We start from the raw sequence: 23,698 nt of genomic DNA, 5'->3' as shown, positions 1-23,698 counted from the left end.
CTCAGCAAGGCATGGCGGCGTTCTTGCGCGCGTAGTGCCACCAGGTGATGACGATGCAGACGATGTAGAACGCGAAGAACGTCCACAGCGCGGCATGGGGGCTGCCGGTCAGGGCAATCGAGCTGCCATAGCTCTTGGGAATGAAGAACCCGCCGTAGGCGGCCATGGCGGCGGTGAAGCCCAGCGTGGCCGCGCCCAGGGTGTTGCCTTCCTTGTTGGCATGCGCGATGGCGGCCGGGTCGTTGCGGTCCACGCCGCGCATGGCTTCGGTCAGGAAGATCACGGGGATCATGCGGAAGGTGGAGCCGTTGCCGATGCCGGTGGTGAGGAACAGCACCAGGAAACACACGAAGAAACCCGCGAACTGGCCTTCGTTGCCGCCGGGGCCGCCGGAGGGCAGGAAGAACGTGACGCCCACCACCGCGATGGCCATGACGATGAAGTTCCACAGCGTGACGCGTGCGCCGCCGAGCTTGTCGGCCAGCCAGCCGCCAAAGGGGCGGATCACGGCGCCCACCAGCGGGCCCAGCCAGGCGTAGGCCAGGGGGTTCACGCCGGGGAACTGGCTCTTGATGAGCAGCGGAAAGCCCGCCGCATAGCCGATGAACGAGCCGAAGGTGCCCAGGTACAGCACGCACATCAGCCAGTTGTGCTTGCGCCTGAAGATCGCGGCCTGCGCGGCGAACGAGGCGCGCGCGTCGGCGATGTCGTTCATGCCGAACCAGGCGGCCAGCGCCGTCAGCGCGATCCATGGCACCCAGATGAAGGCGGCGTTCTGCGTCCACACCTGCACGGTCTGGCCGTTCTTCACGATGGTCTGGCCTTCGCCGCCAAAGATGCCGAAGATGCCGGCCGTGACCACGAGCGGGCTCAGGAACTGCACCACCGACACGCCCAGGTTACCGAGGCCCGCGTTCACCCCCAGCGCCGAGCCCTTGCGCTCCTTCGGAAAGAAGAAGCTGATGTTCGCCATGCTGGAGCTGAAGTTGCCGCCGCCCAGGCCGCACAGCAGCGCCAGGATGAGCATGGTGGGGTAGGCCGTGGTGTTGTCCTGCACGGCAAAGCCGATGCCGATGGCGGGGATCAGCAACGAGGCGGTGGAGATCGCCGTCCAGCGGCGTCCACCCACGAGCGGCACCATGAATGAATAGAAGATGCGCAGCGTGGCACCCGAGAGCGCGGGCGCCGCCGCCAGCCAGAACAGCTGGTTGGTCGAATACTTGAATCCGAGGCCCGGCAGGCTCACGGCGACCACGCTCCAGACCTGCCAGATGGCGAAGGCCAGGAACAGCGCGGGCACCGAGATCCACAGGTTGAGCTTGGCGACGGCCTCGCCTTCGCGCTCCCAGAACGACTTGTCCTCCGGAGCCCAGAGGGTGAGCAGGCGCCCCTGGCGCCCGCTGGTGGTGGTGGCAGACATGGTGAGGTTCCTTGAAAAATCAGCGGGCGCCAGCCGGTGCGGCGGCGTTCGGCGAGCCCATGAGACGGGTGTTGCGCACTTCGGTGAAGTACATCCAGATCAGCGAGACCCACACCACGCCGTACATCAGCATGAAAGCGCTGGAGCGGATGCCGGTGAGGTCCATCAGCGCGCCGAACAGGATGGGCAGGATGAAGCCGCCCAGGCCGCCGGCCAGGCCCACGATGCCGCTGATGGCGCCGATGTTGTGGGGGTAGTCGTCGCTGATGTACTTGAAGACACTGGCTTTGCCGAAGGCCCAGGCAATGCCCAGCAGGAACATCAGGCCGGTGAACAGGTAGACGTTCAGGCCGATGTGGAAGGTCTTCGGGCCGTTGACGGTGGCGATGGTGAAGTCGGTCTGCGGGTAGCTCAGCAGGAACAGGCAGATCCAGCTCACCCACATCACCCACCAGGTCACGCTGTGGGCGCCGTACTTGTCAGACAGCATCCCGCCGATGGCGCGCAGCACGCCGCCGGGCAGCGAGAAGCAGGCCGCCAGCAACGCCGCCACGCGGATGTCCAGGCCGAACTCGCCCACGTAGTACTGCACCATCCACAGCGACAGCGCCACGTAGCCGCCGAACACGATGCTGTAGTACTGGCAGTACTTGAGCACCTTGGGGTCCTTGAGCGCCTTGAGCTGGTCGGTGAACTTGACGTTGCTCCCCACCAGGTGGGCCGGGTCGCTGTAGCTGAACAGCCAGAACAGCACCAGCGTGCCGAGCATGATGGCCGCGTACACCTGCGGCACCATGGTCCAGCCAAAGGCCACCAGCAGCACCGGGGCCACGAACTTGTTCACCGCCGCGCCCGAGTTGCCCGCGCCGTACACGCCCATGGCCGTGCCCTGGCGGTGCTTGGGGAACCAGCGCGCCACGTAGGGCGTGCCCACCGAGAACGAGCCCCCCGCCAGCCCCACGAACAGGCCGATGGTGAGGAAGTGCCAGTACTCCGTGGCGTAGCCCATCATCCAGATGGCGGGCACGGTGGTCGCCATCACGGCGGCCATCACGATGCGGCCGCCGAAGCGGTCGGTCCAGATGCCCAGCGGCACGCGCACCAGCGAGCCCGTGAGCACGGGCATGGACATGAGCAGCCCGAACTGCGTGGAGTTCAGGTTGAGCATCTTCTTGATGGGGATGCCGATGACGCCGAACATCATCCAGACCATGAAGCAGACGGTGAATGCGAAGGTGCTGACGATCAGCACCGACCAGGCCTGGCGGGTGCGCTGTGGGCTTTCGCCCGGGGGCAAGGTGGTGTGTGCCATTGCGCGGTTCCTCTTCCTTCTTCTCTTTGGGGTATGGCTGTATGGTCCGTTTTCAGGGCCGCCCTGAACATCCTTCGCAAGCACACCCGCGCCACGGCAGAAGGACTAGGCCGGAGGGCGCCGCGAGGCCCGCGCATCGTCCGAAGGAACTATGGACACCGGGGCCGTCTGGGTGCAGCAAAGTCCCCGGCGCGCGCGCACGGGCCGCCAATGCCGGGCCCACCGGGGTTGGATATCGAAAGAAAACAGGCTTTCGCGCTGGATGGACAAGCGCCAGAAGCTACCAATTCAGTAGCAAATCACCGCATGCGGCCACCGGGGATGGCGGCCGTGGGCACCCTCTACTCCGTGCGCTGGCGGTCCGAGGCGTAGACCGCCGCCTGCACGCGCGAGGTGAGGCCCAGCTTGCGCAGGATGTGCTGCACGTGGATCTTCACCGTGGTCTCGGCGATGTCCAGGGTGCGCGCGATTTCCTTGTTGCTCGCGCCGCGCGCGATCTCGCGCAGCACGTCCTCCTCGCGCGGCGAGAGCGGCGCCACACCGCCCGCGGGATCGGCCTGCAGCGGCGCGGGCGCGGACGCCAGGGCGTGGGCTGGCGGCGCCTCGGGCGCGCCTTGCGACTGGAACGCCGCCACCAGCTTGCCCATGAGCTCGGGGCTGACCACCGGCTCGCCGCGTGCCGCGCGGCGGATGGCCTGGGCGAGCAGGTCGCCGTCGATGGTCTTGAGCAGGTAGCCCTGCGCGCCATTGCGCAGCGCGGCGGCCAGGTCCTGCGAATCCTCGCTCACGGTGAGCATGAGCACGCGCGATGCGGGCGCCACTTCGCGCAGCCCCCGGATGGCGTCCACGCCCATCACGCCGGGCAGGTGGTTGTCCAGCAGGATCACCTGGGGCCGCAGCTGCGGCGCCAGGCGCAGCGCCTCGGCGGCGTCGCCCGCCTCGCCCAGCACCAGGAGGCCCGCGTCCTGCCCCAGCAGGGCGATCAGCCCCCGGCGGAACAGCGTGTGGTCGTCCACCACGAGCAGGGTCACCGGCGGCTGCACCGGGGCGTCCGGGTGCGCAGCGACAGGTGCCGGGAAAGGGGCGGTGGTGGTGGTGTTGTTCATGGTGCGTGCGCCGCCACCGGGCTGGTGGCGGCGGCAGAGGGGGTGTCCGCGCCGGGCGGCGTGCCGCGCGAGGCGCGGGACACGGATGGCGGGGTGGCGGGCGGGTGCGCCGGCGGCGCAGGCATGGGGGCGGCGGCCGTCACCGTGGGCAGCTCGATGCACACGCGCGTGCCCTGGCCCGGCGCGGATTCGACCTGCAGGGCCGCCCCCACGCGCTGGGCCCGCTCGCGCATGATGCCCAGGCCCACGTGCAGCGAGTCGGGCGGCACGCTGGCCACGTCGAAGCCCTTGCCGTTGTCCTGCACCTCGAAGCGCCAGCGCGGGTGCCGGTGCACCAGCAGTTCCACGCGCGTGGCGCCCGAATGCTTGCGCACGTTCGACAGCGCTTCCTGCACCATGTGCAGCACCTGGATCTGCAGGTCCGGCGGCAGCGGCAGCCCATGGCCCACCATGCTGAGCACGGTGGCCATGCCGGTCTGGTGCTCGAACTTGGACAGCGTGGCGCGCAGGGCGGACTCGATGTCCTCCTCGCTGGTGCGCGTGCGAAAGTGCACCAGCAGCTCGCGCACGTCGGCATAACACTCGCGCACGCCCACGTCCAGCTCGCCGATGCTGCGGTCGCGCTTGGCCTCGTCGCCGCGCGCCACCGCGTCGCGCAGCAGCTGGGTCTGGATCTTGAGGAAGGCCAGCGACTGCGCGATGGAGTCGTGCAGCTCGCGCGCCAGCAGGCTGCGCTCCTCGGCCACCGCCGCCTCGCGCTCGAGCGCCGTCGCGCGCAGGCCCTCCATGGCGCTGGCCAGGTGGCGCGTCATGGCTTCGAGCAGGTCGCGCAGCTCGTCGGTCAGCTCGACCTGGGAGCGGAAGAACAGGTCCACCTCGCCCAGCAGGCGCTGCTGCATCTGCACGGGGATGGTCACCATGGTTTCAAAGCCCGCTTCGCGGCAGTGGGGCAGCGCGACGTGGGTGGACGGCGTGATGGGAATGACCCGCGTGCGCGCCTGGGCCTGAGGCTGGCCGCACAGGCAGCTGCCGGTGTGCAGGCAGTGCTCACCGTCGGCCATGGAGCGCGGCAGGCCGTCACCGGCCAGCAGCACATAGCGTTCGTTGGCCTCGTTGGACCAGCGCACGGCCGCCGCGTCGGCCCCGGCCACGCGGCGGATCTGCTGCACGAAGCCCTGGGCCAGCAGCTCCAGGCTGCCCGCGGTGGACGCCAGCGCGCTCACCTCGTACAGCGCGGCCAGGCGCTGGTTCTTCACGGCGATGCTGGCGGTCTTGTCGCGCACCTTGTGCTCCAGCTCGTCGTGCGAGGCCTGCAGCGCGTGCGCCATGAGGTTGAAGCCCGCCGAGAGCTGGCCGAACTCGTCATCGGTATCGACCGGCAGGCGCGTGCCCAGCTCGCCCTGGCGCAGCCGGGCCTGGGCCTGCTGCAGGCGCGCCACGGGGTTGATGACGAGCAGGTAGCTCACGGCCATGAAGGTCACGGCCGCCACGATGGCCAGCGCCATCATGAACAGCTGGAACAGGTGCAGCGCGGCCGTCCAGCCCGCGATCTGCAGCTCGATCGCGTCGACGAAGCCGTCCACCTGCTGCACGAACGCGTCGGCCTGCGCCAGCGTGCGCGCGCGGTCGGGTGGCTGCGTGGCCACCCAGCCGCTGCGCGCCTGCGCCCACTGCGCGCGGATCGCGTCGAAGCGCGTGCGCGTCTCGGCGCTCCAGGGCACGAACAGCGGCCGCGAAGGATCGCCCGTGCGCAGCAGCTCCAGGCTCGCATCGAACAGGCGGGCGCGCTCCTGCACCGCCTCGGGCGGCTCGGTCTGCAGCACCAGCACCATGCGCAGCATGTTCATGCGCAGCCGACCCGCCTCATTGACGGCGGCCGCGCCGCCCTCCAGCTTCCAGGTCACCCACAGCGTGAGGCTGATGGAGGCCAGGGCCACGAGCAGAAAGCCTCCACCCATCGCCAGGAGCTTGGTGGTCAGGGTGGGCTTGGAGCGCATCGGCCCAGTGTAGGCAGGGGGTTCGCCCGAAGTCTTGACCTGCGTCAAGTCGCGGCCGCGTAGCATCGCCCCATGCACACACAGCACCCGAGCACCTTTGCACCGTCTTCGGCCCCGGCCCGTGGCCGCTGGCGGGTTTGTACGCTGGCCTGGGCCGCCGCCACGGCGGCGGCGCTGAGCGCCTGCGCCAGCCCTGAATCCAGCGCCCCGGTGTCGCCCGCCGCCTGGCCCGCGCGCCTTGAGGCCCTGCTGCCCGCCGACGTGCTGCTGCTGGGCGAAAAACACGATGCCCCCGAGCACCAGCGCCTGCAGCGCGAGGCCGTGCAGTGGCTGGCGGCGCGCGGACAGCTGGCGGCCCTGGTGCTGGAGATGGCCGAGCGCGGGAACGGCACCACCGGCCTGCCCCGTGACGCCACCCCGGACCAGGTGCAGGCCGCCCTGCAATGGAAGGACGCCGCCTGGCCCTGGGAGGCCTATGGCCCCGTGGTGATGGCCGCCGTGGCCGCCGGCGTGCCGGTGCTGGGCGGCAACCTGCCGCGCGCGGATATGCGCGCGGCGATGGGCGAATCCGCGTGGGACCGGCACTTGCCCGCCGCCGCGCTGCAGCGCCAGCACGAGGCGCTGCGCGAGGGCCACTGCGGCCTGCTGCCCGAGGCGCAGATCGCCCCCATGGCCCGCATCCAGATCGCGCGCGACGCCAGCATGGCCCGCACCGCGCGGGAGGCCCTGCGGCCCGGCCAGACCGTGCTGCTGGTGGCCGGCGGCGGCCATGTGCTGCGCAGCCTGGGCGTGCCCACGCACTGGCCCTCGGATCTCAGGTCAAAGGTGGCCCTGGCCCAAGCAGGAAAAGCGCAGGAAGCTATCAAAAACGAAGCAGATGCGGTGATCGAGACCCCCGCCCCGCCGCCCCGAGACCATTGCGCGGAACTGCGCCAGCAATGGGGCCAGGGCGCGCGCACGGGCGGCTGACGGCGGCGGGGCGGGCGTTCAGCGCGGCTCGCCACGCTCCCGCAGCAGCGCGGCGAACCCGTCGGCGGGCAGCGGGCGGCTGCACAGGTAGCCCTGGTAGGCGTCGCATCCGCGCGCCTTCAGGAAGGCCAGCTGGCCCTCGTCCTCCACCCCCTCGGCCAGCACCGACAGCCCCATGCTGTGCCCCATGGCGATGATGGCCGCGCTGATGGCCATGTCGTCCGCGCTTTGGGGGATGTCGCGGATGAAGCCCTGGTCGATCTTGAGCACGTCGATGGGAAAGCGCTTGAGCTGCGCGAGCGATGAGTATCCCGTGCCGAAGTCATCCACCGCGATCCGCACGCCCACGCTGCGCAGCCGCATCAGCACCTGGCGCGCCTCCTCGGTGCGCTCGGCCAGCGCGGACTCGGTGATCTCCAGCTCCAGCAATTCGCTGGGAAAGCCCGAGTCGGCCAGCGCCGCCGAGGTGCACCCCGCCAGGTCGGTCAGGTGGAACTGGCGCGGCGATACGTTGACGGCCAGCGTCAGGTCGGGCAGGCCCTCGGCGCGCCACTGCTGGCCCTGGCGGCAGACCTCGCGCAGCACCCATTCGCCCAGCGGGCCGATCACGCCCGAGGTCTCGGCCACGGGGATGAAGCGCGCGGGCGAGATCAGCCCCTCCTCGGGGTCGTTCCAGCGCACCAGCGCCTCGGCCCCCAGGATGCGCCCGCTGGCGATGTCCACCTGCGGCTGGTAGTGCATCTGCAGATGGCCCTGGGCCAGCGCCAGGCGCAGGCGCGATTCGAGCGCGAGCCGCTCGCGCGCGGCCTGGGTCATGGCTTCGTGGAAGAAGCACCACGCGCCACGGCCCCGGGCCTTGGCGCCGTACACCGCAGCGTGCGCGCCCTGCAGCAGCAGTTCGGTGGTGGCGGCGTGTTCGGGGAACATGCAGATGCCCACGCTCACGCCGGCCACCACCTCGAAGCCGTCGGGCGAGCGCCAGGGCTCGGCCACGGCGGTGATGAGGTGGCGCGCCACGGCCGCAGCGCCGTCCGCATGGCGCAGGTGGCGCGCCACCACGGCCAGCTCGTCGCCGGCCAGCCGCCCCAGCACGTCGCCGGGCCGCAGGGCCGACTGCACCTGCCGCGCGATGTGCTTGAGCACCTCGTCGCCCGTGGTGTGGCCGTAGCTGTCGTTCACGTCCTTGAAACGGTCCAGGTTGAGCAGCAGCACGGCGATGTGCTCGCCGCTGGCGCGCGCCTCCTGCACCACCTGCTCCAGCTGGTGGCCGAACCAGGCGCGGTTGGACAGCCCCGTGAGCGCGTCGTTGTGCGCCAGGAATTCCAGCTGCCGCTGGTGCGCCTTCTCCTCGGAGATGTCGGTGAACATGCACACGTAGTGCGTGACCTCGCCCGCCGGGTCGCGCACGGCCGACAGCGACATGTGCTCGGGGAAGACCTCGCCGCTCTTGCGCCGGTTCCAGATCTCGCCCTGCCAGTGGCCCGTGCGCCGCAGCGTGCTCCACAGGGCCTCGTAGAACGCCTTGTCGTGCCGGCCGGACTTGAACACGCGCGGCGTCTTGCCCAGCAGTTCCTCCTCGGTATAGCCCAGGAGCCGCGTCACGGCCGCGTTGGCGGACAGGATGCGGCTGTGCGCATCGGTGACCACCACGCCCTCGATGGTGTTGTCCACCACCGTGGCGGCCAGCCGCTGGCGGGCCTCGCTGGTCTGCAGCGCGGCGCGCGCGGCCTTGATCTCGTCCAGGTCCTGCACCACGCAGACCAGGTGGGCGGGCTCGTCGCCCGCTTCGGGGATCTGCGTCACGGTGCACAGCACCGGCACCCCGCGCGTCCCGCCGGGCCGCCGGCACTCGCGCTCGTCCACGCAGTGGTCGATCTCTCCCGCCAGCAGACGCACCAGCTGGGCGGTGGCCCCCTCGGGGTCGGGGGACTGCATCACATCGTGGAAATTGAGGTGGCGCACCTGCGCCAGGGACACGCCCAACAGCTCGCACAGCCGCTCATTGGCCCAGAGGAAGCGGCCGTCCGGCGCCACGCGCGCGAAGCCCGCGGGTGCATGGCGCACCACCTGGGCCAGCTCCCGGGCCATGGCCCAGCGCACCTTCTCGGCGTAGCGCATGCGCCGCAGCATGCACCAGGCGAGCACGCTGGTGGCCAGCACATAGCCCCAGCCTTTCCAGGTCTGCCAGTGCGTGAGCTGGGCCGGGTCGGTCACCCAGCGGGCCAGCAGCGCGTCGCCCGCGAACACCCAGGCCACCCCGAGCACCAGGTACAGCAGCATCCCCCGCCAGGGGGCAAGACGCGGGGCATCGCCCGGATTGACCATCGATTCCCTCGTTCCTTGGGCGCCTGTAGCCATGCTGCGACAATTGGGCAGCTATGACGACCAACGCCTACATCCTTACTCTGTCCTGCCCCGACCGCCTCGGGCTGGTGCACGCAGTCTCCGGCTTCCTGCTGGAGCACGGCGGCAACATCGAAGAAGCCGCCCAGTACAACGACCACGCCACCGGCCTGTTCTTCATGCGGGTGCAGTTCGCCTGCGACCAGCATGACCACGCCACGCTCAAGACCCGCCTGGCCAGCTTCGCGGAGCCCCACACCATGCGCTGGAGCCTGCACGCCACGGCCGCCCCCATGAAGACGGTGCTCATGGTCAGCAAGGAAGGCCATTGCCTCAATGACCTGCTGTTCCGCTGGAAAAGCGGCCTGCTGCCCATCGACATCCGCGCCATTGTCAGCAACCACCGCGACTTCTACCAGCTCGCGGCCAGCTACAACGTGCCGTTCCACCACATCCCGGTGACTGCCGCCAGCAAGCCGCAGGCCGAAGCGAAACAGTTGGAGATTATCGAGGCCGAAGGGGCCGAGCTGGTGGTGCTGGCGCGCTACATGCAGGTTCTTTCTCTTGATCTGTGTCAAGCTTTGGCCGGACGGGCGATCAACATCCACCACAGCTTCCTGCCCAGCTTCAAGGGCGCCAAGCCCTATTACCAGGCGCACGACCGGGGCGTGAAGCTCATCGGCGCCACCGCGCACTACGTGACGGCCGACCTGGACGAAGGCCCGATCATCGAGCAGGACGTGGCCCGCGCCGACCACACCGACACGGTGGAAGACCTCACGGCCCGGGGCCGCGACACCGAAAGCCAGGTGCTGGCCCGCGCCGTGAAGTGGCACAGCGAGCACCGCGTGCTGCTCAACGGCCACAAAACGGTCGTCTTCAAGTAGGGCTGGGCAACGGGGCCCCCATCAGGGTGACCGCCGGATTCTCAAATTATTTCCAACCGGAGCCAGGCTGCGATCAACCGGCAGCCGCTTCATCTTCCCCTTGCGCGACAGGTCAGCGAGGACGTTTCGTGGGCCGGTAGAGCCAACGGCTGGCGCCCAGATAGTTCACAGCGAGCCCGGCGATACTGCCAATGGCCACATAGAGAAACAACCAGTTCGCGCCCTGTTCGAAACGCCAGGCCAAACAGGAGTACACGAGGTAGTTGACAGCGCCCCCGCCGGCCATCAACCCCATGTAGCGCACATACTCACGCCAAAGGTCAACGGCGGCGGGACTGCGCCCGAAGGTCAGGTGCCGGTTCAGCAGCCATGTGGCTGTCGCAGCCACCAGAAATGAAAGAAGCCTTGCGCCATAGACTCCCAACACGTTGTGCGTGAGGGCGAGCGTTGCCACGTCGATCCCAAAGCCCACCGCCCCTACCACGCAGAAAAGAACAAACTGCCGGTCGATCCTCATCGAGCTGCCGACGCCACGCCGCTCACCGCGAGGTAGGCGAATCGCTTGAGTTCACGGCGCATCTGTGTCACGGTCTGAAGAATCAATCCGCAGACGCAGGAAACGGCACCGCTCACCACCATGGCCGTGACCAGGCTGAGCGTGGGGAAGCGCCGGACAAGCCCTGTGTGTTGAAACTCCCAGACAATCGGTGCGGCAATTGCCACCGCTCCCAGCATCAGGCTCGCACCGATCAGCCCAAAGAATTGAAGCGGCTTCTCGCTGATGACCAGTTGTCCAATCGTCATCAGGATCCGCCATCCATCGCGGTAAGTCGACAATTTGCTGGTCGATCCCTCAGGCCTGGAGCCATAGGGAGTCTCCACCTCGGCACAGGGCATGCGCAACTCCAGCGCATGCACCGTCAATTCGGTCTCGATCTCGAAGCCACGCGATTGCGCGGGAAAAGACTTGGCGTAACGGCGTGAAAACACGCGATAGCCCGAGAGCATGTCGGTGAAAGCACCGCCAAAAATCATCTGCACACTGCCCGTGAGCAACCGATTCCCAAGCCGATGACCGGGCCGGTAGGCTTGCCCTTGATCCACGCCAGACTCCACACGCGAGCCCACGACCATGTCCAGGCCGTTGTCCACCAGCGTGTCGATCATCTGCCGTACGGAAGGCGCATGGTAGGTGGCGTCACCATCGACCATCACATAGACGTCCGCATCCACGTCCGCAAACATCCGCCGCACGACATTGCCTTTGCCTTTCAGATTCACGCGAAAGAGCTGCGCCGATGACTCCAGGGCGACCGAGGCAGTCCTGTCCGTTGAAAGGTTGTCGAAGATATAGATCTGGGCTTCGGGCAATGCCTGGCGAAAACCGTCGACCACCGTTTTCACGGTCAACTCCTCGTTGTGACAAGGCACCACTACAGCCACGCGCAAATTGCGATAGAGAGTCACAGTCCGTTGATCTTTCATTGCCAATGCAAGCCAATCTCAATTCAAGTTAGGCACGGGCCCACGCAAGGGGACCTTCGTCCGAAAAAAACACAAGCACCCCCATAGCGCCACGGGGATCATTGCCAGGGAAATGGGTGCCAACGGGAACAGATACAGCATGTTGTTGCTGGGAATAGACGTAGCTTCCAGGAAAGCCAGCAACACCACCCGGGTGGCGACGGCGGCAGCCAGAGCCGTGGTGACGACCAATGCAGCGTCGATGGTCCGGCGCACAAACAATGCCACCGCCAGCCACAAAGACCAGACAAGGAACGCCAATGGCAGGCCTACCGAGGAGATCTTGCTCTCCCATTTCGACAGCCATATTGCCAAGGAATAGCGAACCACATCGCGTGCCGAAACAAGCTCCGGGCCCTCAGCCTTGACACCGGACACGGAAGCCAACGGCCCATTGGTTACCAGCCTGAAAAGGGCCAACTGCTTGGCTGTCCCTGAACTGTGCCCGATACTGGGTTGGAGATTTCCGAGAGTCGCCAAGGTTTGGAAGACCTGGAAGGCCATCAAGGCCGTGTCCCTCGCATAGCTGGGATGCCACGGGGGAACCAGAGTATCGCGCCTGGACAGACAGTCCGTTGGCCGCTGGCGACATCCCTCGTCAATCTCCGCTGCCAGGCGCCGATAGAAGGATCTGGCGCTGCGGGCATCCTTGTAATGGCCTGCTTGCGCCACCGCGTCGCGCAGAGCCCACATGAACCACCCCGACAATATTTCCGGACAGGGGCTGATGCCGGTTTGATCGCAACCGGTTCGCCGCCAGGCCTCGCCATTGTCCCCCTCGAAAAACGGCTTGAGCTCGCGCGCCGCAGCGCTCATCTCATAGGCACGCTCTCTCGCATCCGCCGGAAACGGCACATAACGCCGCCACTCGTCCTGGCGAATTCTCGTCAGTGCGCCATACCCGGACTGGAAATCGCTGGAACGGAAATCATTGTTGCGAAACACCCCGTACACCGCGTAATTTATCGAGTTGACCACGCCGACCAGGAGCGTCGCGACGACCAATGGCACGGCAACGCAGCTGAGAACGGTTTTCCATGTGCGCTTTGCAATGAACTGACGGACCACCCAGTAAGCGGCAAGAATCGTCATTGCGGGAAGCAGCCATACACCCTCTTCGCGCGTCAACCAGAACAGCGCCGCCACAACGCCCAGCAACACCACAGACCGCCAGTTTCCATCTCGCGGCACTTCTGCGCCGCTGCCCATGCAAGGCAGTACCCAACTGCGTATCCCCAATGTGAGCAGCAGCAGCGACAAGGACACGTACAGCCCCTCCCGAACCACGCGCCCGCCGACTGCGTCAACCCATACCGCCGGAACAAAGGCAAGCAAGACAAAGGTGGCCAACGCAGCCCAGCGCGACAGGTACAACCGCCCTATGGTCACCGAAAAGAAGGCCGCCGCGAAGAGATAGACCAGTTGTTCCGAGAACTTCAGCGGAATTCCTGTTGCATGATTGAGCAGCAGGAAAAAAGAGTAGACCATGCCTTTGGCATGCGTCAGGTTGCTGTAGTCCCCCAACCAATTCCCCATTCCAATTTCCGCAGCCTGGCGCACGAACAACAAGTCGTCATGGCCGGCTCCCCCGTAGGCCATGATGGGAAAGAGCATTCGAATCCACAGAGATGCGATACCAACCAATACAAAGGTGATTTGAAAAGAACGCGGGAAAGCAAGTTGTGGTGCCATAGGGATAAGTCAGAATGTCGCTTTGTCCGAGCAATACCTGAAATTCTGGCACGTATATTCAAGTACGAATCGCAAGAATTTGTGTACACGGTTCCCCAGGGGCGCCACGCCCCCCTCTCAGTGCCACGAAATGCGAAGTGCTCACCGAACCCACATCAAACCAAGTGACACGAAGGTTCGCATGGCCAACACGCGCATCCCGCCCATCCAGTGCCTGCTGACGTTTGAAGCCCTGGCCCGCCTGCGCAGCGTGACGCAGACGGCGGACGAGCTGTGCGTGACGCCCAGCGCGGTGAGCCACCGGGTCAAGCAGCTCGAACAGATCCTGGGCGTGCGGCTGTTCGGGCGGGCCGATTTTTCGCTGACCACCGAGGGCAGCGCCTACCTGGCCCACGTGCGCGAGGGCCTGGGCGCGCTGCAGCGGTTTCCGGGGGCCGCTGCGGCGCCCGGGCGCCGGCGGCTCAAGCTGGCTGTGACGCCCACGTTCGCGCGCACCATCCTCATTCCGCGCCTGCGCCAGTTCACCGAGGCCTACCCCGAGATCGACCTGGCGCTGCAGGTGTCCATCCCGCTGCTGGACGTGGTGGCCGAGGACGCCGACCTGATGGTGCGCTTTGGCCCCGGTCACTACGCCGACGTGGAGCATGTGGAGCTGGCCCGCGACGTGGTCACGCCGCTGGCCTCGCCCGCGTTCGTGCGCGAACACGGCCCGTTCGACCGGCCGGAGGACCTGGAGGGCGTGCCCCTGCTGCGCAGCCCGCTGGAGCCCTGGCGCACCTGGTTTGCCGCCACGGGCCTGGACTGGGCCGAGCCCAGCGAGGGCTCGCAGTTCAACGACATCGGCCTGATGTGCGACGGCGCCGCCGCCGGCATGGGCGTGGCGCTGGTGCGCCTGAAGCTCGGGGCGCCGTGGCTGGAGAACGGCACGCTGGTGCGCCTGTTCGACACCGATACGACCAGCCCCCACGCACACTACCTGTGCTGGCGCACGGGCACCATGGACCGCTGGGAGTGCGCGGCGTTCGCCGAGTGGCTGCGCAAGACCATGGCCTGAGCCCTCGCCGCATTCAAGGCCATTCTGGCCTCCAGCGCTTACCTACAAAGCGTCAATAGCTATACATTTTATAGCACACCGGATCCACCCCACCCTCCCCTGTGGCGCGCAGGGTCCCAGATTCACGCAGCCCGCCTGACGCCGTCACCCGGCACGCGCCTCTCGCCTGTCCTGTCTCTTGACCTCTCCACCATCTCACCACGCCGTGCCACAAGACGCCCACTTCAAGAAGAGATACCCCACGCTGGAGCAGAACGCGGTGCTCAACGCCACGGCGAGCGCGGTGCTGGTCAACGCGCTCGCGGGCACGGGCAAGACCACCACCCTGGCCATCAAGGCCGCCGACCTCCTGCGCACCCAGGGCGCAAGCCGCATCCTGATGCTCGCGTATTCGGAGGCCGGGCTGGCCGCCATTGCGCAGCGCCTGGAAAAGCTCGTTCCGGCCATTCCGCGCCAGGTGCAGATCATGACCGTGGAGCAGCTGTGCGCCACCGTGCTCAAGGAACAGGGCGACGAGCTGGTGCGTGTCACCGAGCCCCTGCAAAAGAACCTGCTGGTCCGCCAGGCCCACACCGCGCTGCTCCAGGACCCGGCGCTGGACAGGGCGCCCGAGGCCGGCGACTTCCTGTCGCGTGAACTGGACGTGCAGGCCTTCGCCGACTTCGAGGCCCGGGCCAAGCAGCAACTGCTGCTGCGCGACATGGACCGCTCGGACCTCGGCGCCCTGCCCTACTGCCGCGAGCACCAGCTCGACTACGGGCTCTACCAGCTGCTGGTGAAGTACGAACGCCTGCGCCGGGGGCTGAACCACGAGCCGCATTTCTACGCACCGGGCGACTGCACGTATGAAGTGGCCACGCAGCTCGGGGAGCTGGATTTCGGCGATGCCTTCGCGCCGCTGCAGGGGCGCTTCGATGCGGTGCTGTTCGATGAGCTGCAGGACCTGGACGAAGCCGCCATGCTGGTGCTGCGGCATCTGGTGCAGGGCGGCAACGGTCTGTTCGTCGGCGCGGGAGACTTCAACCAGCACATCCTGCCCGGCGCGTTCTCCGTCTTCGGCGACAGCCTGGCCCGCATCCGGCAGGAGCTGCCCGCGGACACCCAGGTGGTCGCCCTCAACACCACCTACCGCTTCGGCAACGCCATCTGCCAGGGGCTGAACCCCCTGTTCGGCGTGGAATTTGCCGCGCACTACCCCACCAAGCCCTCCGCGTTCGAGCGGCGCAGCTACACCGACGACGAGGATTGCGCCCGGCAACTGCTTGCGATCCACGACGCCGTGCTGCACCAGCAGCCCCCCGCGCCCGGCGGCACCACGCCCCCTCCTTGCCTGAACGTGGTGCTGCGGTCGCCGGAAGACTCCATCCTGCTGGAATGGATGTTCGCCCACGAAGGCGTGCACTACGCCTGCTTGGGGCTGAAGCGCTTCTACCAGCGCCGCGAGATCGCCCTGGTGCTGGCCATCATGGGGGCCATGCAGGGCTGCGGCACTGGCGTGCGGCTCACGCAGGGCATTCTGAGCAGCGCCATGGAAGGCCTGCTGCGCTACGTGCGGCGCGGCAGCCAGCCGGACCAGGACGTGCTGGCCAACGGTGCGTTCGACATGGAGGCGCTGGTGGAGGACTCCCCCGTCGAAATGGACACCCGCGCCGTGGCGGCGGAACTCATCGGCAGGCAGGACCTGGTGCGCCGGTTCCTGGTGCGCGCCAGCTTCAACCCCCAGGCCCCGGTGGCGTCCCCCGTGTGCGAACAATTGCTGGCCTTGCCCCCCGAGGCCTGCGCCGACGCGGGGCAGCTGTGCGCGCACCCGCTGGTGCACCGCTTCTTCGCGCAGGCGCCCATCAGCCCGCAGGAGCTGCGCTACTGCAGAGACAGCCTGGCGGCGCTGGCCCGCATCTGCGCCGGCTTGTCCGTGGACGAGTTCCTGGGCCGGCTCACGCTCATGGTGCAGGCCAGCATCCACCAGCACACCCAGCAGGAAGCCTCCAGCCTGCAGCTGCTGACGGTGGAGCGCTGCAAGGGGCATGAATACGACCATGTGGCCGTGCCCCTGGTGGAGCGCGGGCGCTTTCCGCGCAGTGCCGCCCGGCAGGAGGCCTATCGCGAACGCAACATGCTGTATGTCGCCATGACGCGCGCCAGCAAACGCCTGTGGCTTCTGGAAGGCAGCCAACGCCCGGTGAGCCCCGGGCCGGTGTGAGGAGGATGAGGGTGAGGAGGGGGGCTGCGGGCCGCCCACCGGCCCAATTCAAGACAAAGGAGCCTCCAGCGCTTTGCCCACATGCGCCAGCCGCTCATTGATTGATAGCAAACGGCCACACCCAGGCCATTTCACAGACCGCTGCAAGAAAACTCACGCTCCCGCGCGCGGGCTTCCTCTACAGTGGCGGCCATGAACACTGCCGCCGAACCCACCACAGCCCTGTCCGAACGCGCCGCACGCCAGGCCGAGGTTGTCCAGGCCCTGAGCCGCGTGGTGCCCGCGCACGCGCTGCTGTGGCACGCCGAAGACACCACCCCCTACGAATGCGACGGCCTCACCGCCTACCGCCAGCGCCCGCTGGTGGTGTGCCTGCCCGAAACATACGAGCAGGTGCAGGCCGTGCTCAAGGCCTGCCACCACCTGCAGGTGCCCGTGGTGGCGCGCGGCGCGGGCACGGGCCTGTCGGGCGGCGCCATGCCGCATGCCCTGGGCGTCACGCTCTCGCTGGCCAAGTTCAACCGCATCCTCGACCTCGACCCGGTGAGCCGCACGGCCGTGGTGCAGTGCGGCGTGCGCAACCTGGCCATCAGCGAGGCCGCCGCGCCCTACGGCCTGTACTACGCGCCCGACCCCAGCAGCCAGATCGCCTGCACCATCGGCGGCAACGTGGCAGAGAACTCGGGCGGCGTGCACTGCCTGAAATACGGTCTCACGGTGCACAACGTGCTCAAGGTGAAGGGCTTCACGGTGGAAGGCGAGCCGGTGGAGTTCGGCAGCGATGCGCTGGACACCCCTGGCTACGACCTGCTGGCCGCCGTGATCGGCAGCGAAGGCATGCTCGCGGTGATCACCGAGGTGACGGTGCGCATCATCCCCAAACCCATGCTGGCGCGCTGCATCATGGCCAGCTTCGACGACGTGCGCAAAGCGGGCGACGCCGTGGCGGCCGTGATCGCCGCCGGCATCATCCCCGCCGGCCTGGAGATGATGGACAAGCCCATGACCGCCGCCGTGGAAGATTTTGTGCACGCAGGCTACGACCTCACGGCCGAAGCCATCCTGCTGTGCGAAAGCGACGGCACGCCGGAAGAGGTGGAAGAAGAAATCGGCCGCATGAGCGACGTGCTGCGCGCGGCGGGTGCCACCGCCATCTCGGTCAGCCAGGACGAGGCCGAACGCCTGCGCTTCTGGAGCGGCCGCAAGAACGCCTTCCCCGCCAGCGGCCGCATCAGCCCCGACTACATGTGCATGGACTCGACCATCCCGCGCAAGCGCCTGGCCGACATCCTGCTGGCCATCCAGGAGATGGAAAAGAAATACCAGCTGCGCTGCGCCAACGTGTTCCACGCGGGCGACGGCAACCTGCATCCGCTGATCCTGTTCGATGCGAACGATGCCGACCAGCTGCACCGCTGCGAACTGTTCGGCGCCGACATCCTGGAGACCAGCGTGGCCATGGGCGGCACGGTGACGGGCGAACACGGCGTGGGCGTGGAGAAGCTCAACAGCATGTGCGTGCAGTTCACGGCCGAGGAGAACGCGCAGATGTTCGGGCTCAAGCACGCGTTCGACCCGGCGGGGCTGTTGAACCCGGGGAAGGTGATCCCCACGCTGAACCGGTGTGCGGAGTACGGGAAGATGCTGGTGCGCGGAGGGGCGATCAAGCATCCGGATTTGCCGAGGTTTTGAAGGGTGGCAGCTACACCAACACCAGAATTGAAGATTAACTGCAGTTCAAGGTGCACGCCAATTTGGCGAGAAACCCGTGTCCAAGAGTCTCCAGCACCGCCCAGCTTTTCCAGAAAGTTCTTCGAGTCTGACAACGACAGGCGTTACTTAAAATCGTCAACATGGCCATTTGCGTAGCCAGTTCAACTTCCTCCATCGAGGGCCGCATCAATGAAAAAGCTGAAATCTGCTGTACTTCCCCTCATCAGTTCGATAACTATGTGTGTATCCGGATCCGTGGGCGCCCAACAGAAACAGAGCGTCAACGAGGCTATGAGTGAAAAACTTGTGGAGATATCGAAGTCTTGCGAGGATCAAGGGAGGATCCTCGCCGAAGCCAAGATCAGCAAGTGGAAGAAGTCGGGACAGAATGTAGAGGAGCGACTCGGAGATAACGCATTTGCAATCATTTCGAAGGTGATGCATCAGCAGTGCGTGAGCATCCAACACGTAGTGCTTCTGCGCATGACGAAATCTCTCATTTCCACAGAAGAAGCACGTCGAATGAACATCGACGCAGAAATTTCGCGACAAATGGAAATCATCGAACGAACGTTGTAGCGGAGTCTATCGGCGCGTAACAACGCCCGAAAGCCGTTCACATCAAAGGTCGAGTGACTGCTTCTCTTGCGACCAACCACGGGCTTGGCCGAAAACAGCTGCCCCCGACAATCCTCAGCACCATCATCCTTCTTTCTAAGCGCCATGCTCAGCGACTCCCCCTCCACCCTCCTCCAATCCGGCAACGCCCTAGTCGCCCAGGCTCAGGCCGTGGCTACGCAGGACTTTGCGGCGGCACGGGCGCTGTGGCGGCAGGCGGGGGTGTTGTTTCAACGGGCGCATGACGCCGACCCCACTCAACATGCTGCTGCGTTTCGTCTGGGGCAGGCGTGGGTCGCAGAGGCCCATGCGCTGCAGAAAGAAGGATCTGAAGATGCGACCGCGATGTGGCGGCAGGCGGCGCTGCAGTGCGAGGTGGCCTTTGCGCTCGACCCGCACCATGCGGTGACGGCCATGCACATCGCCAGCTGCTACGCCTGGGCCCAAGACGCAGACGCCAAGCTGGCCTGGGCGCAGATTGCGCAGCATCTGCAGGAAGAACACGCGGCCAACATGGTGGCGGATCAGGCAGCACGCTAGCTGACGCAGCCCAGCCGCGGCCGAGCAACGCGATGGCCCGTGTGGCTGCTCGGCTGTTGGCTGTTCGGCTCCCCCCCCTGCTGGCTGCGCCTGCGGCGGGGCGGTTGCGGGGTGAGCATGGGCGTCGCAGCGCCCATGCCTCGTGCTCTGACTCGCCGTGGTTGTCCGAGCGGCGCGCCGCAGGCGCAAAGCGAGTTCCACGGCGCACCCCGCAACCGCACCGACGCAGGTTTGCCCCTTCGCATCGCGAAGGGGTCGCAGACTGGGGGTCGCCTTTTCTTTGGTGACTTTCTTTTGGCGAAGCAAAAGAAAGTTACTCGCACGCCGGGCGACTCCCGGCCTCCGCCCCCAACACCAGCAAGCTTGCCAACCAGTACGCCCCGGCTTCGACAAGCTCAGCCCGAACGGATGGAGTGGCGCCCTGGCTTCGGCAGGCTCAGCCACCCACCACCGCCCGCCAAATCTCCCCAGCGTGCGACACCACAAACAGCATCAGCCCGATCAGCCCGCCCACCACGGTGCCGTTGATGCGGATGTACTGCAGGTCCTTGCCAATGTTCAGCTCGATCAGCTGCGTCATCTCCTCGGTATCCCATCGCCGCACGGTGTCCTCGATGTGCTGCGCAATGAACGCCGACACATCCGGCGCCAGGCCCTCCACCCACCGCTCCAGCCGGTCATTGAGCGACTGCCGCAGCGCCGCATCCCCCGCCAGCGACTGGCCCAGCCACTGCCCCAGGTTGCGCACCTGCCGCGCCAGCACCGAATCCGCGTCGGCCAGATCGCGCTGCAGCGCCCCGCGCAGGTCCTGCCACAGCGCCTGCACATAGCCCCCCACCGTGGCATCGGTCTGCAGCCAGGCGCGGATCTCTTCGCCCTTGCGCGCCCAGTCGGGGTCGCCGCGCAGGCGCTCGATGAAGCGCTGCACCGCCGCATCGAACTGCGCGCGCAAGGCGTGCTGCGGGTTGGCGGCCACATCGGCCATCACGCTCTCCAGCGCGCGCGCCAGCAGGGCCGAGCCCTTGTCGCCCAGCCAGTCGCTGGGCAATAGCCTCTCGGTGCGCGGGTGGTCCTTCTTGAGCCAGGCCACGATGGTCTGCGCCACCCAGGCGCGGGTCTGCTCGTTCTGCAGCAGCTCGATGAGCTTGCCCAGCACGTCGTCCAGCAGCGCCTGGTGGCGGCCGTTGTGCGTGAGGGTGCCGAGCACCGCCGCCAGGGCCCGCGACATGTCCACCTGCCCGATCAATGCGCGCGCCGCCTTCTGAATGAAGCGCTCCACCTGCGCGTCCTGCACCGTCTCGAGCGCGGCCGACGCCAGGCGGGTGGCCTGGTGGCCCAGGAGCGCGGCGTTGCCGGGTGCCGTGAGCCACTGCGCCAGCCGCTCGGCGGGGTCGTGCCGGCGGATCAGCGCCACCAGCGAGGGCACGTCCAGGAACTTGTCGCGCACGAAGACCGCCAGGTTGCGGCCGATGCGCGCCTGGTTGCGCGCGATGACCGCCGTGTGCGGGATCGGCAGGCCCAGCGGGCGGCGAAACAGCGCCACCACCGCGAACCAGTCGGCCAGCGCGCCCACCATCGCGGCCTCGGCCACGGCCTTCAGGCAGTTCAGCCACAGGCCGCGCTCCACCACGCTGGTGGCCACGAACACGGCCGACACCAGCACCAGCAGCCCCAGGGCGTGGCGCCTCGCACGTTGCAGGGCAAGGGCTTGTGGCAGCGGTTCGGATTCCTGGGTCATGGCATCGGACAGGCAGCATGCGGGCGGGCGGGGCGGCCGGCCGGCCGGCGGGGGATTCAAGATGCATTCACCCTACCATGCCCGGCCCCGGCGCATGCCCCGTCTCCACTCGCGCCCCGGCCGTCCAGGCGCACCCACTGTCATTCGCGGGGCGCGGGCTCCCTGGCCAGGATGCCGCGCGCGGCGCGCTCCTCCTCCCGCAGCTCCCGCAACCGCCGCACGTTCGCCAGGATCATCTGCCGCTGGGCGGGCGTCAGGATGAGCCGCTGGCGTTCACGGTCGTCCACGGGCGGGGCGGGCACCACTGCCGCCACCGGCCGGGCGCCGTCCTGGGAGCAGCCCCCCACGGGGTGGTCCCGCCCTGCGCAGGGCGGCAGCGATCCTTCGCGGGGGTGGCGGGGGCCGCTGCTGCACACGTCCCGGCCCCCTGTCAGTGCGGCAGCCCGCGCACCGCGGGCGTCACCGCCGCGCAAGTACATGGGTGACTGTGGCGCAATGCAGAACCCCGCACAATGGGCCGGCGGCCGGGCCACCCGCGCGGCCGCCGCCCGCCCGGCAGGGCTGCCGCGCGCATGCAGGCACCGGGAAACCAGCCCACCCGCTCCCGCCGGGCTTCCCAGGTTTCCATCCTTCGGTGTTCGACAGCCACGCCACCCTCCTTGCAAGGCCGCTCGTTGCCCCTGAATTGGCGGGCAGACCCGCTACGTAACCAACGAGCAAATTGATTGCGTGACTATATACAAGAATCACCGCAGCTCCTGCGCGCCTTTTTAGTGTGACTGCATGCAGGATGCAAAAAGACAGTTTGCGGACCGGTTACGCAAGGCGATGATGGACGCAGGCTATGAACCCAGGCCGGCGGTGCTGGAGCGCGAGTTCAACACCCGCCACTGGGGCAAGCCCATGACGCTGCACGGCGTGCGCCGCTGGCTGCTGGGCGAGACCATGCCCGACCACAAGAAGCTCACCACCCTGGCCGAATGGCTGCAGGTGCCGGTGCAGCAGCTGGGCTACGGCGATGCAGAGCCCCTGCGCGTGCGGGAGCGGCAGGCGCAGTGGCATGCGGGCCTGGGCTACCAGGACCGCGAGCTGTTCGACATCTACCTGCGCCTGCCCGTGCCCAAGCGGCGCCTCGCGCGCGACGTGATCCTGGCGATCGCGCGCGCCCACGCGGCCGAAGAGGCCGAGCGCGAAACCCAGGCCCCCTAGGGATTCTCTGCACAAGCGAATCACCGCGCCGTGTGCATCTGCGGTCTCGGGCGGTCCGCGGCGCGCACTTGCCGCCCGGTGCGTGCCGAGCCCCCAGGCACCGCCACCGCGCCCGGCCACCACGAAAAAAAAGCCACCCGCAGGTGGCTTTTTTTTCAAGAGGCCCGCGAAACACGGGCGGCGGCCCGGTTCAGCCGCGCGGGGCCACCTGGTCGAGCGCGGTGCTCAGGTGGCCCACCGTGCGGTCCACGTTGTGCCACTTCTCCAGGCCGAACAGGCCGATGCGGAAGGTCTTGAAGTTCGGCCCCTCGTCGCACTGCAGCGGCACGCCAGCGGCGGTCTGCAGGCCCACCTCCATGAACTTCTTGCCGTTCTGGATGCCGGGGTCGGTGGTGTAGCTCACCACCACGCCGGGGGCCTTGAAGCCCTCGGCCGCCACGCTCGGGAAGCCGCGCGACTCGAGCAGCGCGCGCACCTTGGCGCCCAGCTCGATCTGCTCGTCGCGCACCTTGGCAAAACCGTATTCGCGCGTCTCGGCCATCACTTCGGAGAGGCGCACCAGCGCGTCGGTGGGCATGGTGGTGTGGTACGCGTGCTGGCCCTTTTCGTAGCCCTCGGCGATCTGCATCCACTTCTTGAGGTCGCACGAGAAGCTGCTGCTCGTGGTGCCGTCGATGGCCTGGCGCGCGCGCTCGCTGAGCATCACCATGGCGCAGCAGGGCGAGCCGCTCCAGCCCTTTTGCGGGGCCGAGATCAGCACGTCCACGCCGGTGGCCTGCATGTCCACCCACATCGCGCCCGAGGCCACGCAGTCGAGCACGAACAGCGCGCCCACCTCGTGGGCCGCGGCCGTCAGGGTGCGCAGGTAGTCGTCGCTCAAGATGATGCCGCTGGCCGTTTCCACATGGGGCGCGAACACGACCTTGGGCTTTTCGGCGCGGATGGTGGCCGCCACTTCCTCGGCCGGGCACGGCGCCCAGGGCGCCTGCGGGCCGCTGCCCTGCGGGCGCGCCTTGCACACCACGGAGCCGCCGCCCAGGCCCTTGTCGGCGTCGAAGATCTGCGTCCAGCGGTAGCTGAACCAGCCGTTGCGCACGATGAGCACCTTCTCGCGATTGGCGAACTGGCGCGCCACGGCCTCCATGCCGAAGGTGCCGCTGCCGGGCACCAGCACGGCGGTGTGGGCGTGGTAGACCTCCTTGAGCGTGGCCAGGATGTCCTGCATCACGCCGGTGAAGCGCTTGGACATGTGGTTGAGCGCGCGGTCGGTGTAGACCACCGAAAACTCGAGCAAACCATCGGGATCGATATCGGGCAGCAGTCCGGGCATGGTGAAAAGTCTCCGTCAAACAGGGGCGCCGCCCCGGCGTGGGGCG

The 23,698-nt window shown here is 67.5% G+C and carries 19 protein-coding genes; 8 read left to right on the top strand and 11 right to left on the bottom strand.

Annotation, left to right across the window (positions count from 1 at the left end):
* Window position 1 precedes the first annotated feature (1 nt).
* The 4 genes from AC1RCS_RS02100 to AC1RCS_RS02085 form a co-directional block, all read right to left on the bottom strand.
* Window positions 2–1,420 carry an MFS transporter gene (locus AC1RCS_RS02100; protein ID WP_218297311.1) on the bottom strand — a complete coding sequence of 473 codons (1,419 nt, stop codon included), beginning with the start codon at window positions 1,418–1,420 and terminating at the stop codon, window positions 2–4.
* A 19-nt stretch (window positions 1,421–1,439) separates the two neighbouring features.
* Window positions 1,440–2,732 carry an MFS transporter gene (locus AC1RCS_RS02095; protein WP_369641217.1) on the bottom strand — a complete coding sequence of 431 codons (1,293 nt, stop codon included), beginning with the start codon at window positions 2,730–2,732 and terminating at the stop codon, window positions 1,440–1,442.
* A 341-nt stretch (window positions 2,733–3,073) separates the two neighbouring features.
* Entirely contained in the window at window positions 3,074–3,838 is a 765-nt protein-coding gene (locus AC1RCS_RS02090; RefSeq protein WP_492245696.1) for a response regulator, read from the bottom strand.
* Window positions 3,835–5,835: a type IV pili methyl-accepting chemotaxis transducer N-terminal domain-containing protein gene (locus AC1RCS_RS02085; protein WP_492245697.1), complete on the bottom strand. Its 2,001-nt coding sequence runs from the start codon at window positions 5,833–5,835 to the stop codon at window positions 3,835–3,837. Before AC1RCS_RS02085 ends, AC1RCS_RS02090 begins: the two co-directional genes overlap by 4 nt.
* A gap of 72 nt (window positions 5,836–5,907) precedes the next feature.
* Between AC1RCS_RS02085 and AC1RCS_RS02080 the strand changes: the two genes are divergently transcribed.
* Complete coding sequence (locus AC1RCS_RS02080) at window positions 5,908–6,804, top strand: ChaN family lipoprotein (protein ID WP_492245698.1); 897 nt, start codon at window positions 5,908–5,910, stop codon at window positions 6,802–6,804.
* A gap of 18 nt (window positions 6,805–6,822) precedes the next feature.
* Here the strand turns inward: AC1RCS_RS02080 and AC1RCS_RS02075 are convergent, their stop codons facing one another.
* The gene (locus tag AC1RCS_RS02075) at window positions 6,823–9,129 is read right to left on the bottom strand and encodes a putative bifunctional diguanylate cyclase/phosphodiesterase (RefSeq protein ID WP_218297314.1); all 2,307 of its coding nucleotides are present in this window, start codon (window positions 9,127–9,129) and stop codon (window positions 6,823–6,825) included.
* 53 nt (window positions 9,130–9,182) lie between these two features.
* On the opposite strand from AC1RCS_RS02075, the gene purU reads away from it, so the two are divergent.
* A complete protein-coding gene (gene purU, locus AC1RCS_RS02070) occupies window positions 9,183–10,034 on the top strand; it encodes a formyltetrahydrofolate deformylase (protein ID WP_492245699.1) in 852 nt (283 codons plus the stop codon).
* A gap of 112 nt (window positions 10,035–10,146) precedes the next feature.
* On the opposite strand, the gene AC1RCS_RS02065 is transcribed toward purU, so the two are convergent.
* Genes AC1RCS_RS02065 through AC1RCS_RS02055 form a run of 3 tightly spaced genes read right to left on the bottom strand, consistent with a single transcriptional unit; the run spans window position 10,147 to window position 13,250 of the window.
* The gene (locus tag AC1RCS_RS02065; RefSeq protein WP_492245700.1) at window positions 10,147–10,551 is read right to left on the bottom strand and encodes a GtrA family protein; all 405 of its coding nucleotides are present in this window, start codon (window positions 10,549–10,551) and stop codon (window positions 10,147–10,149) included.
* Window positions 10,548–11,519 (bottom strand): glycosyltransferase family 2 protein, encoded by a 972-nt coding sequence (locus AC1RCS_RS02060; protein ID WP_492245701.1) that lies wholly within the window; start codon window positions 11,517–11,519, stop codon window positions 10,548–10,550. Before AC1RCS_RS02060 ends, AC1RCS_RS02065 begins: the two co-directional genes overlap by 4 nt.
* An 18-nt stretch (window positions 11,520–11,537) precedes the next feature.
* Window positions 11,538–13,250, bottom strand: a complete 1,713-nt coding sequence (locus AC1RCS_RS02055; RefSeq protein WP_492245702.1) for a hypothetical protein — start codon at window positions 13,248–13,250, stop codon at window positions 11,538–11,540.
* A gap of 181 nt (window positions 13,251–13,431) precedes the next feature.
* On the opposite strand from AC1RCS_RS02055, the gene AC1RCS_RS02050 reads away from it, so the two are divergent.
* The 5 genes from AC1RCS_RS02050 (at window position 13,432) to AC1RCS_RS02030 (ending at window position 19,375) form a co-directional block, all read left to right on the top strand.
* Window positions 13,432–14,304: a LysR substrate-binding domain-containing protein gene (locus tag AC1RCS_RS02050; protein ID WP_492245703.1), complete on the top strand. Its 873-nt coding sequence runs from the start codon at window positions 13,432–13,434 to the stop codon at window positions 14,302–14,304.
* Window positions 14,305–14,509: 205 nt separating this feature from the next.
* A complete protein-coding gene (locus AC1RCS_RS02045; protein WP_492245704.1) occupies window positions 14,510–16,504 on the top strand; it encodes a UvrD-helicase domain-containing protein in 1,995 nt (664 codons plus the stop codon).
* Window positions 16,505–16,696: 192 nt separating this feature from the next.
* Window positions 16,697–18,196, top strand: a complete 1,500-nt coding sequence (locus AC1RCS_RS02040) for an FAD-linked oxidase C-terminal domain-containing protein (RefSeq protein WP_218297318.1) — start codon at window positions 16,697–16,699, stop codon at window positions 18,194–18,196.
* A gap of 210 nt (window positions 18,197–18,406) precedes the next feature.
* Complete coding sequence (locus AC1RCS_RS02035; protein ID WP_492245705.1) at window positions 18,407–18,796, top strand: hypothetical protein; 390 nt, start codon at window positions 18,407–18,409, stop codon at window positions 18,794–18,796.
* Between the two features lie 144 nt (window positions 18,797–18,940).
* Window positions 18,941–19,375 carry a hypothetical protein gene (locus AC1RCS_RS02030; protein ID WP_492245706.1) on the top strand — a complete coding sequence of 145 codons (435 nt, stop codon included), beginning with the start codon at window positions 18,941–18,943 and terminating at the stop codon, window positions 19,373–19,375.
* A 436-nt stretch (window positions 19,376–19,811) separates the two neighbouring features.
* Here the strand turns inward: AC1RCS_RS02030 and AC1RCS_RS02025 are convergent, their stop codons facing one another.
* Window positions 19,812–21,113 carry a DUF445 domain-containing protein gene (locus tag AC1RCS_RS02025; RefSeq protein ID WP_492245707.1) on the bottom strand — a complete coding sequence of 434 codons (1,302 nt, stop codon included), beginning with the start codon at window positions 21,111–21,113 and terminating at the stop codon, window positions 19,812–19,814.
* Window positions 21,114–21,253: 140 nt separating this feature from the next.
* Complete coding sequence (locus tag AC1RCS_RS02020) at window positions 21,254–21,460, bottom strand: hypothetical protein (RefSeq protein ID WP_492245708.1); 207 nt, start codon at window positions 21,458–21,460, stop codon at window positions 21,254–21,256.
* Window positions 21,461–21,896: 436 nt separating this feature from the next.
* On the opposite strand from AC1RCS_RS02020, the gene AC1RCS_RS02015 reads away from it, so the two are divergent.
* Window positions 21,897–22,322: an XRE family transcriptional regulator gene (locus AC1RCS_RS02015; protein WP_218297323.1), complete on the top strand. Its 426-nt coding sequence runs from the start codon at window positions 21,897–21,899 to the stop codon at window positions 22,320–22,322.
* Between the two features lie 190 nt (window positions 22,323–22,512).
* Here the strand turns inward: AC1RCS_RS02015 and AC1RCS_RS02010 are convergent, their stop codons facing one another.
* Window positions 22,513–23,652 (bottom strand): aminotransferase class V-fold PLP-dependent enzyme, encoded by a 1,140-nt coding sequence (locus AC1RCS_RS02010; RefSeq protein ID WP_492245709.1) that lies wholly within the window; start codon window positions 23,650–23,652, stop codon window positions 22,513–22,515.
* Between the last annotated feature and the right edge of the window lie 46 nt (window positions 23,653–23,698).

It is taken from the genome of Acidovorax sp. GW823-FHT01C06 (genome assembly GCF_058798375.1).
Note: the sequence above shows the minus strand (reverse complement) of the source record. Positions and strands in the feature narration are given on the sequence as shown.

Excerpts from the sequence above, each read along its gene's own strand:
- AC1RCS_RS02100 (WP_218297311.1), bottom strand. The coding sequence starts at position 1,420 with ATGTCTGCCACCACCACCAGCGGGCGCCAGGGGCGCCTGCTCACCCTC.
- AC1RCS_RS02095 (WP_369641217.1), bottom strand. The coding sequence starts at position 2,732 with ATGGCACACACCACCTTGCCCCCGGGCGAAAGCCCACAGCGCACCCGC.
- AC1RCS_RS02090 (WP_492245696.1), bottom strand. The coding sequence starts at position 3,838 with ATGAACAACACCACCACCACCGCCCCTTTCCCGGCACCTGTCGCTGCG.
- AC1RCS_RS02085 (WP_492245697.1), bottom strand. The coding sequence starts at position 5,835 with ATGCGCTCCAAGCCCACCCTGACCACCAAGCTCCTGGCGATGGGTGGA.
- AC1RCS_RS02080 (WP_492245698.1), top strand. The coding sequence starts at position 5,908 with ATGCACACACAGCACCCGAGCACCTTTGCACCGTCTTCGGCCCCGGCC.
- AC1RCS_RS02075 (WP_218297314.1), bottom strand. The coding sequence starts at position 9,129 with ATGGTCAATCCGGGCGATGCCCCGCGTCTTGCCCCCTGGCGGGGGATG.
- purU (WP_492245699.1), top strand. The coding sequence starts at position 9,183 with ATGACGACCAACGCCTACATCCTTACTCTGTCCTGCCCCGACCGCCTC.
- AC1RCS_RS02065 (WP_492245700.1), bottom strand. The coding sequence starts at position 10,551 with ATGAGGATCGACCGGCAGTTTGTTCTTTTCTGCGTGGTAGGGGCGGTG.
- AC1RCS_RS02060 (WP_492245701.1), bottom strand. The coding sequence starts at position 11,519 with ATGAAAGATCAACGGACTGTGACTCTCTATCGCAATTTGCGCGTGGCT.
- AC1RCS_RS02055 (WP_492245702.1), bottom strand. The coding sequence starts at position 13,250 with ATGGCACCACAACTTGCTTTCCCGCGTTCTTTTCAAATCACCTTTGTA.
- AC1RCS_RS02050 (WP_492245703.1), top strand. The coding sequence starts at position 13,432 with ATGGCCAACACGCGCATCCCGCCCATCCAGTGCCTGCTGACGTTTGAA.
- AC1RCS_RS02040 (WP_218297318.1), top strand. The coding sequence starts at position 16,697 with ATGAACACTGCCGCCGAACCCACCACAGCCCTGTCCGAACGCGCCGCA.
- AC1RCS_RS02035 (WP_492245705.1), top strand. The coding sequence starts at position 18,407 with ATGAAAAAGCTGAAATCTGCTGTACTTCCCCTCATCAGTTCGATAACT.
- AC1RCS_RS02030 (WP_492245706.1), top strand. The coding sequence starts at position 18,941 with ATGCTCAGCGACTCCCCCTCCACCCTCCTCCAATCCGGCAACGCCCTA.
- AC1RCS_RS02025 (WP_492245707.1), bottom strand. The coding sequence starts at position 21,113 with ATGACCCAGGAATCCGAACCGCTGCCACAAGCCCTTGCCCTGCAACGT.
- AC1RCS_RS02015 (WP_218297323.1), top strand. The coding sequence starts at position 21,897 with ATGCAGGATGCAAAAAGACAGTTTGCGGACCGGTTACGCAAGGCGATG.
- AC1RCS_RS02010 (WP_492245709.1), bottom strand. The coding sequence starts at position 23,652 with ATGCCCGGACTGCTGCCCGATATCGATCCCGATGGTTTGCTCGAGTTT.